Below are 10637 nucleotides of genomic sequence, written 5' to 3'. Positions count from 1 at the left end.
CTGCCGGCGGGCACGTCAGCGGGAGCGGCGGCGATCGTCGCGGCCGAGCGGCGGCTGCGGCGGGCTGAGGACCGGCTCGACCGCCGGGAGCGCCGCGCCAGGGCCACCCTCCGCGACCGCGGCGCCCGGCTCCGGCGCCTCGAGCGGACGGCGATCGCCGCCGACGGCCGCACCGTGCTGCTGCCGATCGACGTCCGCGACGGCGGCGACGTCGAGGCCCGGGAGCAGCGGCTGGCGCGACTGGTGGCGCCGATGGAGGCCCGGATCGGCGGCTCGTTCACGGTCCAGCACGAGATCGGCAGGCGGGTCGAGTCGGGTCTGGCGCGCGCCGAGATGATCGCGTTCCCGCTGCTGTTGCTGCTGTCGCTGTGGGTCTTCCGCGGGATGGTGGCGGCGCTGCTGCCGCCGATGGTCGGCGCCGTCACCGTGCTGGTGACGTTCATCGCGCTGCGGCTGGTCAACGAGTTGAGCCCGATCACGATCTACGCGGTCAACCTGGTGACCGGGATCGGCCTCGGCCTGGCGATCGACTACAGCCTCTTCATCGTCAGCCGCTGGCGCGAGGAGGGCGCGCGGCACGGCTACGGGGCCGAGGCGATGCGCAGGACGATGGCGACCGCCGGCCGCACGATCCTCTTCAGCGGCGTCACCGTCGCCCTGGCGATCAGCTCGCTGCTGGTCTTCCCGCTGCCGTTCCTGCGCTCGATGGGGATCGGCGGGTCGATCGCCGCGCTGGTCGGCGTCGCCGTCTCGCTGACCCTGCTGCCGGCGGTGCTGCTGCTGCTCGGCGCGCGGATCGACGCCCTCAGCCCCCGCTGGCTGCGGCGGGCCGCCGACCACGACGCGCGGCCGGACGAGCGTGGCCGCTGGTACCGCTTCGCCGCCGCGGTGATGCGGCGTCCCGGGCTGGTGGCAGTGCTCGCCGGCGGGCTGCTGATCGCCTGCGCGCTGCCGGCCGGCCGCGTCCACTTCATCAGCGCCGACGAGCGCGCCCTGCCCGGCGACAACCCGGCCCGGATCGTGACCGAGGACCTGCGGCGGGCGGTCCCGGAGGGCTCCGACGACCGGCTCGACGTCGTCGTGCGGGCGCCGCGCCCGGCCGTCCGCCGCTACGCCCGCCTGCTGGCCGACACCCCCGGGGTCCGGCGGATCGCCGGCGTGCGGGGGATCGGCGACGGCCGCTGGCGGGTCCCGGTGCAGCTGACGCAGCCCGGGGCCTCGGACGCGGCCCTGCGCACGCTCGACCGGCTGCGGGCGCTGGAGCCGCCGGGGAAGCGCTGGATCGGCGGCCGCACCGCCGCCTTCGACGACCAGCAGGCGTCGCTGGTCGACCATCTGCCCGAGGCCGCCGCGATCCTGACCGTCACGACGCTGGTGCTGCTGTTCCTCTTCACCGGCTCGGTGGTGCTGCCGATCAAGACGCTGATCATGAACCTGCTGACGATCGGCGCGACCTTCGGGCTGCTGGTGCTGATCTTCCAGGACGGGCGGTTGCAGGGGCTGCTCGCGTACACCGGCGCCGGCGGCCTCGAATCGACCCAGCCGGTGCTGCTCTGCGCGATCGCCTTCGGCCTCGCCACCGACTACGGCGTCTTCCTGCTCTCGCGGATCGCCGAGGCCCGCCGGCAGGGCCTGGGCGAGCGCGAGGCGGTCGCCGCGGGGGTCGAGCGCACGGCGCGGATCGTGACCGCGGCGGCGCTGCTCTTCTGCGTCACGATCGCGACCTTCGCCACCGCCGACGTCTCGGTCATCAAGCAGATGAGCATCGGCACCGGCCTGGCGGTCGCGATCGACGCCACGATCGTGCGAGCGATGCTGGTCCCGGCGCTGATGGCCCTGCTCGGCCGCTGGAACTGGTGGGCGCCGCGGCCGCTGCGCGCGCTCCACCGCCGGCTCGGCGTCGGCGACCACTGACGGCCGCCCGCCGGCCGGCGGGGCCCGCGGCGCGCGCTTCGCTACCGTGGCCGCCATGCCCGAGGACGACGAGCGCCGCTTCGACGAGGATCCCGCCGAGGAGCGCGACGACGACGAGCTCGAGGAGGACGACGACGACCTCGACGAGGACGATCTCGACGGCGACGACCGCGACGAGATCACCGTCGAGATCCGCGGGCTGTCGCTCTACACGCACCACGGCGTGACGCCCGCCGAGCGCGAGATCGGCCAGCGGCTGATCGTCGACCTGCGGATGGCCGTCGCCGACTGCGACGCCACCGTCACCGATCGGGTCGAGGACACGATCGACTACGGCGAGGTCTGCCAGCTGGTGGCGCTGGTCGCCCAGCAGCGCTCCTACAAGACGCTCGAGCGGCTCTGCGCGGCCGTCGCCGACCGCGTCGTCTCCGACTACGGGGCCGAGGAGGTCTGGGTCAAGTGCACCAAGCCCGAGCCGCCGATCCCGCTCTCGGTCGAAGAGGTCTCGGTCGAGCTCTGGCGGGCCGGGGACAACAGCTGAGATGGCCGCACCGACCGTCGGAACCACCGCCTTCGACCGCGCGACCGCCGTCCAGCCGCGCGCGGACGGGATCGCCGTCGCCACCGTCGACACCGACTGGTCGGCGCCGACCGGCCCCAACGGGGGCTACCTGGCGGCGATCGTCGTCCGCGCGCTGCAGGCGATCGCCGACCCGGGCGGCGACCTGCGGCTGCGGTCGCTGACCCTCCACTACCTGCGCGGAGCGGCGGCCGGCGAGCTCGAGGTCGCGGTCGAGGTGCTGCGCCGGGGCCGCCGGGTCAGCAGCGCGCGGATCAGCGCCCGCCAGGGCGATCGCGCCGTGCTCGAGGGGCTGGCGGCGTTCTCGGCCCCCGACCTGCCGTCGCCGGTCACCTGGACCCCGCGGCTGCCGGACGTCGGCCCCCCGCCGGCGCTCGACGCCGGCGGGCTCCCGGTCGGCGAGTACCGCCCCGGGGATCGCTGGATGCAGCCGGCCCCGCAGATGCCGGCGGTCGTCCACCAGGTGCGGCTGGCCCCGCAGCTCGGCGGGATCCCGATGGCCGGGCGCGTGCCCGAGCCGGGCGGGGCGGTCGAGAGCGGCGGCTGGATCGCGCTGCCGGAGCCGCGGGTGATCGACGCGCCCTTCGTCGCGCTCGCCGCCGACATCTGGTGGCCGCCGGTGTTCGAGGCGGTCTCGCGCCCGGTGCTGGCGCCGACGATCGACCTGACGATCCACTTCCGCGCCTCGCTGCCGCCGGCCGGCCTCGCGGCCCAGGCGGTCTTCGGCCACTACCGGTCGACGGCCGCCACCGGGGGCTTCGTCGAGGAGGACGGCCTGCTGTTCCTGGCCGACGGCACGCTGCTGGCCCAGTCCCGTCAGCTGGCGCTGCTGGCGCCGGTCGGATGAGCGGCCACGACGAGCCCCTGCTCCCCGGCGAGCAGGTCGGCTATCTCGGGCTCGGCTCGAACGTCGGCGAGCGCCGCACTCAGCTGCAGCTGGCGGTCGACGCGCTGCCCGCCCACGGCGTCCGGGTGCTGCGCTCCTCGGCGGTCTACGACACCGACCCGGTCGGCGAGATCCTCGACCAGCCGTCGTTCCTCAACGCCTGCCTGCGGATCGCCACCGCGCTGGAGCCCGAGCAGCTGCTCGCGGCCTGCAAGGCGGTCGAGCGCGAGCAGGGCCGGTCGCTGGACCCGGCCGACGGCTACGTCCGCCACGGGCCCCGGCCGATCGACGTCGACCTGCTGCTGCTCGGCGAGCGGCCCTACGCCTCGGAGCGGCTGACGCTGCCGCACGCCCAGGTCGGCGAGCGGCGGTTCGTGCTGGTCCCGCTGCTGGAGCTGGACCTGGCGCTGACGCTGCCGGACGGGACGCGCCTGGCCGATCGCCTGGCAGCGCTGCCGCTCGACGAAGGCGTGCGGCGGGCGGGGGACCCGCTGGACGTCGCCGCGACGGCCTGAGCGCCGGCGGGCGCAGGGCGGCCCGCCGACCCTCCGTCGCCTCAGCCGCGCGCGGCGGCGCGCTTGCCGCGGCCCTTGGCGGGCGGCGTCGCGGGAGCGCTCAGCGACGTCAGCCAGTCCGCCGGCAGGGTGCCGGCGGGGACGTGGCCGTCGAACTGGGGGAAGATCCGCAGGGCGAGCTGGCCCGCGGGCCGTGCGGCCAGCGGCTCGCGCAGGTCCTCGAGCGTCATCAGCAGCCGCAGGCTGGCGGCGATCTGCAGGTCGGCGGCGTTCTCGCGCGCACCGCCGAGGGTGCCGTCGGCCAGCCAGCCGTCGATCCGGTCCAGGTGGCCGGGCAGGTCCGCCAGGTCGGCCCGGGCGCCGGCGGGCGTCGCGTGGTTCATCCGCTGCTCGACCGCCACGATCATCGGCGACATCAGCGGCAGGGCCGCCTTCGGGATCGGCAGCCGCGAGTGCTCCTGGAAGCTCGGGATGGCCGTCGGCCGCTCGCCGAGGGCGTACCAGAGGACTCGCCGAACGACGGCCTGCAGGACCTCGTCACCCCAGCGCTCGGCCTCGAGCACCCGCTCGCGGGCGGCCGGGTCGGAGGGCAGCAGCGGCGGCTCCGGCACGAGCTCGTCGAGTCGTCGCAGGATCGCGCGCGAGCCGCTGACCCGCTCGCCGCCGTCGAAGCGGATCCCCGGAACGGTCCGCCGCCGGAAGAGCAGCGTCTGCAGCGGCGCGTGCAGCGGCGGCGGCCACTCGACGACCCGGTGGTCGATGCCCTTCAGGGCGAGCGCTCGCTCGACGGTCGCGCAGGGGTGCGACCCGTGGACCAGGAACAGGGTGGCGGCCATGGCCGCAGCATAGGGCGGCCGGCGAGCGGCGGGCGGTGTGTGCTCGACACCGTGTCAGCTGCCGTCCCGGTCGGCTCCGCCGTGGTCGCGAGGCAGCCGGCGGCGCCAGGCGGCGATAATCGGAGGGCGATGCTCCTCGTGGTCGATGTCGGCAACACCCAGACCCACTTCGGCACGTTCGAGGGCAAGGAGCTGGTCGAGCACTGGCGGTTCGCCACCGTCCGCGACTCGACCGGCGACGAGCTGGGCGCCAAGCTCCGCGCCCTGCTCGAGCTGCGCGGCGTCGACATGGCCGACCTGTCGGCCTCGATCGTCTCGTCGACCGTGCCGCAGCTGGCCGACGAGTGGCGCAGCATGGCCGACCGCTACCTCGACCACGAGATGGTCGTCGTCCGCCAGGGCATCAAGACCGGGATGGCGCTGCGCTACGACAACCCGCGCGAGATCGGCGCCGACCGGCTCGTCAACGCGGTCGCCGCCTACGACCGCTTCAAGGGCGCCTGCGTGGTGGTCGACTTCGGCACCGCGATCACCTACGACCCGGTCTCGGCCGACGGCGAGTACCTGGGCGGCATCATCAGCCCCGGCGTCGAGATCTCGCTCGAGGCGCTGACGAGCCGCGCCGCCGCGCTGCCGAAGATCGACCTGATCGCCCCCAAGCAGCTGATCGGCAAGTCGACGATCGAGGGCATCCGCAGCGGCGTGATCTACGGCTTCGCCGGCGGGGTCGACGCGATCGTCGGCCGGCTGCTCGACGAGCTGGGCGAGGAGACCGACCTGATCGCCACCGGCGGCCTCGCCCACAGCATCGTGCCCCACTGCCGCACGATCGACGTCGTCGACGACCTGCTGACGCTGACCGGGCTGCGGCTGCTGCACGAGAAGAACGCCTGACAGCGCCTCGAGCGGCTGTGGACGCGTGGCATCCGCCGTCGCCTACCCTTGATGGTCGATGTCGCTGCCCGCCCTCACCGATCCCTGGTCGATCGCCGGCGTCCGGATCCCGAACCGGGTGACGCTCGCGCCGCTGGCCGGGATCGGCAACTGGGTCGTGCGGCTGCAGGCCAAGCGCCACGGCGCCGGCTACGCGGTCAGCGAGATGGTCTCCTCGTTCGCGATCCACTATCGCAACGAGAAGACCCTCCGCGACCTGCTGACCTTCAAGGCCGAGGAGCACGACGGCGGCCCGGTCGCGATCCAGCTCTTCGGCCAGGACCCCGAGGTGATGCGCTCGGCCGCCGCCTACGTCGCCGAGCACACCAGCGTCGACATCATCGACCTGAACATGGGCTGCCCGGTCCCGAAGGTCGTGAAGACCGGCGCCGGCGCGGCGATGCTGAAGGACCCGGAGACCGCCGTCGCGGTCGCTCGCGCGGCCAAGGAGGGCTCGGGGCTGCCGGTCACCGTCAAGCTCCGCTCCGCGTCGCGGAAGGACGGCGAGCACGACGGCTACGCGCTGGCGGCGCGACTGGTCGAGGAGGCCGGCGTCGACGCGATCGGCTTCCACCCCCGCAGCGCCCAGGTCCACCACAGGGGCACGCCGGACTATGCGCTCGCTGCCCGCCTGGTCGAGGAGCTGCCGGTCCCGGTGGTCCTGACCGGCGGCCTGCACGACGTCGCCTCGACGCTGGCCGCCTACGAGCAGGTGCGGCCGGCGGCCGTGATGCTGGCCCGCGGCGCGCTCGGCAACCCGTGGCTGTTCGCGTCGCTGCTCGGCCGGCGCGCGGACGCCCCGCCGGCCGTCGCCGACGTCCTGGCGGAGTTCGACTGGGTCCTCGATCGCACGATCGAGCACCTCGGCGCCGAGCGCGCCGGCCGCTACCTGCGCAAGCACTACCCGTGGTACGTCGAGCGGCTGGCCGAGGCCGCCGGCGTGTCGCCCACGACCGCGGCCTACAAGCAGCTCCAGGAGTCGCTGCAGCGCAGCGACGACATCGAGGCCGCGCGGGCGCTGCTGCACGAGGCCGCTGCCGTCGCGGCCTGAGCGCGTCGATCGCGGCTCGGATTCGCGACGAAGCAGGCGCGCCGGCGTTCGCTCGCGGCCCCCGCGACGAGGCCCGGATCGCGACCGCGGCGAGGATCGCCCGGCGCATGGCTATACTGCCCGCTCCGCTCAGCGGGGCGACGGCTCCCAGCGGGAACGGGATCCCCCTATCCTCACCCCGCTGGACCACCCGGGTCGCCGCTTCGCACAGCCGAGGCGAAAGGTCGCAGATGCCCAAGGACGTCATCCTCACCCCTGAGGGACTCATCAAGCTCAAGCAGGAGTTGGAGCACCTCTCCACGGCCAAGCGCCGTGAGGTCGCCGAGCGGATCAAGGAAGCTCGCGAGTTCGGGGACATCTCGGAGAACTCCGAGTACGACGACGCCAAGAACGAGCAGGCGATGGTCGAGCGGCGGATCCTCGACATCGAGGAGCAGCTGCGCTCGGCCCAGGTCGTCGACGAGGCCCACCTGACCACCGACGCCGTCCAGGTCGGCACCCGCGTGCGGGTCAAGACCGAGAAGGGCGAGGACGTCTACGCGATCGTCGGCTCGGCCGAGGCGAACCCGGCGGAGAAGAAGCTCTCCAACGAGTCGCCGGTCGGACGGGCGCTGCTCGGGCAGGCCAAGGGCGCCAAGGTCACCGTGACCCTGCCCAACGGCCGCACGAGGACGCTCGAGGTCCTCGAGATCTCGCGCTGATCGCGCGGGGAAGCGACAGATGACCGAGCAGGCGCCCGCGGGCGACGTCGCGGAGGGCGACGGCACCGACCTGCTCGCCGTCCGCCGCGCGAAGCTCGACGCCCTGCGCGCCGCGGGGATCGAGCCGTTCCCGCACGACTTCGACGGCGTCGAGCCGATCGAGGCCGTCCGCGAGCGGCACGCCGGGTTGGAGGACGGGGCCGAGACCGAGGTCTCCCACCGGATCGCCGGCCGCCTGCGGGCCCGCCGTGGGCAGGGCAAGATGGCCTTCCTCGACCTCGACGACCGCTCGGGCCGGATCCAGCTGCAGGCCAAGCTCGACGTGCTCGGGCCGGAGCGGATGTCGCGGCTGCTGGACGACGTCGACCTCGGCGACCTGCTCGGGATCGACGGCGTCGCGTTCGTCTCCCGCCGCGGCGAGCTGACGCTGCGGATCGAGGACTTCACGGTCCTGGCCAAGTCGCTGCGGCCGCCGCCGGACAAGCACCACGGGCTCCAGGACACCGAGCTGCGCCAGCGCCGGCGCGAGCTCGACCTGATCGGCAACGAGGAGACGCGGCAGGCGTTCGTCACCCGCTCGAGGATCGTCTCCGAGATCCGCCGCTACCTCGACGGCGAGGGCTTCCTCGAGGTCGAGACGCCGGTCCTGCAGCCGCTCTACGGCGGCGCCCTCGCACGCCCGTTCGTCACCCACCACAACGCGCTCGACCGCGACTTCTACCTGCGGATCGCGACCGAGCTGTACCTCAAGCGGCTGATCGTCGGCGGCCTCGAACGGGTCTACGAGCTGGGCAAGAACTTCCGCAACGAGGGGATCAGCCACAAGCACAACCCCGAGTTCACGATGCTCGAGTGGTACGAGGCGTACGCCGACGTGGAGGACGCGGCGAACCGGCTCGAGGCCTGCGTCCAGCACGTCGCCCGCGCGATCGGCTACGAGGGCGAGACCCGCTGGACCGAGCCGTGGAAGCGCCAGACGCTGGCGGGCGCGATCGAGGAGGCGACCGGCATCGACGTGCTCGCCCACCGCTCCAGCGAGGAGCTGGCGGCGGTCATCCGCGATGCGGCGGACGTCGATCTGGACCCGGCGGGCCGCACCTGGCCGCAGCTGGTCGACGACCTGCTGTCGAAGTACGTCGAGCCGCACCTGCAGCAGCCGACGATGCTCTTCGACTACCCGGTCGAGCTGTCGCCGTTCGCCAAGGCCAAGCGCAACCCCGACGGCAGCGAGACCGGCCTGGTCGAGCGGTTCGAGGCCTTCGCCCACGGGATGGAGATCGCCAACGCCTTCTCCGAGCTCAACGACCCCGACGAGCAGCGCCGCCGCTTCGAGGAGCAGGCGCGGCTGGAGCTGGCCGGCGACGACGAGGCCCAGCCCTACGACGAGAGCTTCATCGAGGCGCTCGAGCAGGGGATGCCGCCGACCGGCGGCCTTGGCCTCGGCATCGACCGGCTCGTGATCTGCATGACGGGGCGGCGGACGATCCGCGAGGTCGTCCTCTTCCCGGCGATGAGGGACTAGATCCCGGTGCTCGGCGACGAGCTGATCGCACTGCTGGGAGACCGGATCCCGGACGACCACGCCCGCCAGTGGCTGGCCGACCGCTGGGTGCCGCGGTTCTACGCCACCCGGCCCGGCGGGGCGCGGGTCGTCGACCTCGGCTGCGGGATCGGCGAGTCGCTGGACCTGTTCCGCGCGCACGACCCCGCGGTCCGCTGGGTCGGCGTCGACCTGGAGGACTCGCCCGAGGTCCGCGAGCGGACCCGCGGCGACGCCGAGTTCCTGACCTTCGACGGAGCGGCGATCCCGCTCCCGGACGCCTCGGTCGACCTGGTCTACTCGAAGCAGGTCTTCGAGCACGTCGAGCGGCCGCGGCCGCTGCTGGCCGACGTCGCCCGGGTCCTGCGCCCCGGCGGCTGGTTCTGCGGGTCGCTCTCGCAGATGGAGCCGTACCACTCGCTCAGCGTCGGCGGCTACACGCCGTCGGGCTGGACGACGGTGGTCGAGGAGACCGGCCTGCGGGTCGTCGAGCTGCGGCCGGGGATCGACGCCGCCGCGCTGCTGGTGCGGCGGCTGCTGGGAATGCCGGCCTTCGCGGACCGCTGGTTCGCCGGGACCTCGCCGCTGCACCGGGCGCTGCGGCGCCATCCGCGGCTGCGCGGCGGCGGTCCGCGGGTCCACAACGCGGCGCGGCTGATGGTCAGCGGCCAGTTCGCGTTCCTGGCCCGGCGTCCGGAGGACTAGGGTCGGCCCGATGCACGGCCGCCAGCTGGAGTACCTCGTCGCGCTGGACCGCGAGCGGCACTTCGGACGGGCCGCGGACGCCTGCCACGTCACCCAGCCGACGCTCTCGGCCGGGATCCGGGCGCTCGAGACGAGCCTCGGCGTGCCGCTGGTGCGGCGCGGCCACCGCTTCGAGGGGCTGACGCCGGAGGGCGAGCGGGTCCTGCGGTGGGCGCAGCGGATCGTCGCCGACCGCCGCAACCTGATCGCCGACGCGGAGCGGATGCGCGGCGACGGGGTCGGGGTGCTGCGGATCGGCGCGATCCCGACCGCGCTGCCGGTGATCGCGCACCTGACGTCGCCGTTCCTGGCGCTGCACCCGGACACGCGGATCGAGGTCCGCTCGCTGACCTCGCGCGAGATCGAGCGCGGGCTCGACACCTTCGGCCTCGACGTCGGCGTGACCTACCTGGCGGACGAGCGGCCCGACGGCGTCCGCACCTGGCCGCTCTACCGCGAGCGCTACCGGCTGGTGACGGCGGTCGACGGCCCGTTCGCCGGCCGCGACGGCGTCCGCTGGGCCGAGCTGGACGGCGTCCGGCTGTGCCTGCTGACCCCGGACATGCAGAACCGGCGGATCCTCGACGGCCGCTTCGCCGCCGCCGGGGCGACGCCGGACGTCGCCCTCGAGACGAACTCGCTGACCGCGCTGCTCGGGCACGTCGGCCACGGCTGGTCGAGCGTCGTGGCGCACCCGTGGACCGGGGCGTTCGGCCTGCCGGAGGGGATGTGCGCGCTGCCGCTGGTCGATCCCGACGCCGCCGAGACGATCGGCCTGCTGGCGGCCGACGACGATCCCGCGACGCCGTCGGTGGCGACGCTCGCCGAGCTGGCGGGGACGCTCGACCTCGACCGGGCGCTCGCCGACGGCCGTCGGTGACGGCCGCTCGATAGACGCCGCCTATCGACCCGCCCGCGGTTCCAGTTGTCGCAGGGG

At 74.2% G+C, this 10637-nt stretch carries 11 protein-coding genes; 10 read left to right on the top strand and 1 reads right to left on the bottom strand.

The genetic code is table 11. From position 1 onward, the window contains the following. The 4 genes from PAI11_RS03165 to folK form a co-directional block, all read left to right on the top strand. On the top strand, nt 1-1914 hold a 1914-nt coding region (locus PAI11_RS03165; RefSeq protein WP_050897085.1), incomplete at its 5' end, for an MMPL family transporter. A 55-nt stretch (nt 1915-1969) separates the two neighbouring features. Beyond that, complete coding sequence (folB, locus tag PAI11_RS03160) at nt 1970-2455, top strand: dihydroneopterin aldolase (protein WP_007570740.1); 486 nt, start codon at nt 1970-1972, stop codon at nt 2453-2455. Nucleotide 2456: 1 nt separating this feature from the next. Then, nucleotides 2457-3341, top strand: a complete 885-nt coding sequence (locus tag PAI11_RS03155) for an acyl-CoA thioesterase (protein WP_007570738.1) — start codon at nt 2457-2459, stop codon at nt 3339-3341. Next, the gene (folK, locus tag PAI11_RS03150; protein WP_007570736.1) at nt 3338-3895 is read left to right on the top strand and encodes a 2-amino-4-hydroxy-6-hydroxymethyldihydropteridine diphosphokinase; all 558 of its coding nucleotides are present in this window, start codon (nt 3338-3340) and stop codon (nt 3893-3895) included. Before PAI11_RS03155 ends, folK begins: the two co-directional genes overlap by 4 nt. A 41-nt stretch (nt 3896-3936) precedes the next feature. On the opposite strand, the gene PAI11_RS03145 is transcribed toward folK, so the two are convergent. After that, on the bottom strand, nt 3937-4731 hold the full coding sequence (locus PAI11_RS03145) for a glutathione S-transferase family protein (protein ID WP_007570735.1): 795 nt from the start codon (nt 4729-4731) through the stop codon (nt 3937-3939). A 129-nt stretch (nt 4732-4860) separates the two neighbouring features. Here PAI11_RS03145 and PAI11_RS03140 point away from each other — a divergent pair, with 129 nt between their 5' ends. The 6 genes from PAI11_RS03140 to PAI11_RS03115 all read left to right on the top strand — a co-directional run bounded on the left by PAI11_RS03140 (nt 4861) and on the right by PAI11_RS03115 (nt 10580). Further along, nucleotides 4861-5625 (top strand): type III pantothenate kinase, encoded by a 765-nt coding sequence (locus PAI11_RS03140; RefSeq protein ID WP_007570733.1) that lies wholly within the window; start codon nt 4861-4863, stop codon nt 5623-5625. 58 nt (nt 5626-5683) lie between these two features. Beyond that, nucleotides 5684-6715 carry a tRNA dihydrouridine synthase gene (locus PAI11_RS03135; protein WP_007570731.1) on the top strand — a complete coding sequence of 344 codons (1032 nt, stop codon included), beginning with the start codon at nt 5684-5686 and terminating at the stop codon, nt 6713-6715. 230 nt (nt 6716-6945) lie between these two features. Next, on the top strand, nt 6946-7416 hold the full coding sequence (greA, locus tag PAI11_RS03130; RefSeq protein WP_007570730.1) for a transcription elongation factor GreA: 471 nt from the start codon (nt 6946-6948) through the stop codon (nt 7414-7416). A 19-nt stretch (nt 7417-7435) separates the two neighbouring features. Further along, nucleotides 7436-8938 (top strand): lysine--tRNA ligase, encoded by a 1503-nt coding sequence (gene lysS / locus PAI11_RS03125; RefSeq protein ID WP_007570727.1) that lies wholly within the window; start codon nt 7436-7438, stop codon nt 8936-8938. 6 nt (nt 8939-8944) lie between these two features. Beyond that, entirely contained in the window at nt 8945-9661 is a 717-nt protein-coding gene (locus tag PAI11_RS03120) for a class I SAM-dependent methyltransferase (RefSeq protein ID WP_007570726.1), read from the top strand. Nucleotides 9662-9671: 10 nt separating this feature from the next. Continuing rightward, nucleotides 9672-10580, top strand: coding sequence for a LysR family transcriptional regulator (locus tag PAI11_RS03115; protein WP_007570723.1), 909 nt, complete (start codon nt 9672-9674; stop codon nt 10578-10580). The last annotated feature ends 57 nt before the right edge of the window (nt 10581-10637 follow it).

It is taken from the genome of Patulibacter medicamentivorans (assembly GCF_000240225.1).
In the GTDB taxonomy this organism is placed as follows: Bacteria; Actinomycetota; Thermoleophilia; order Solirubrobacterales; family Solirubrobacteraceae; genus Patulibacter; species Patulibacter medicamentivorans.
This window is presented reverse-complemented; position numbering and strand designations above follow the sequence as displayed.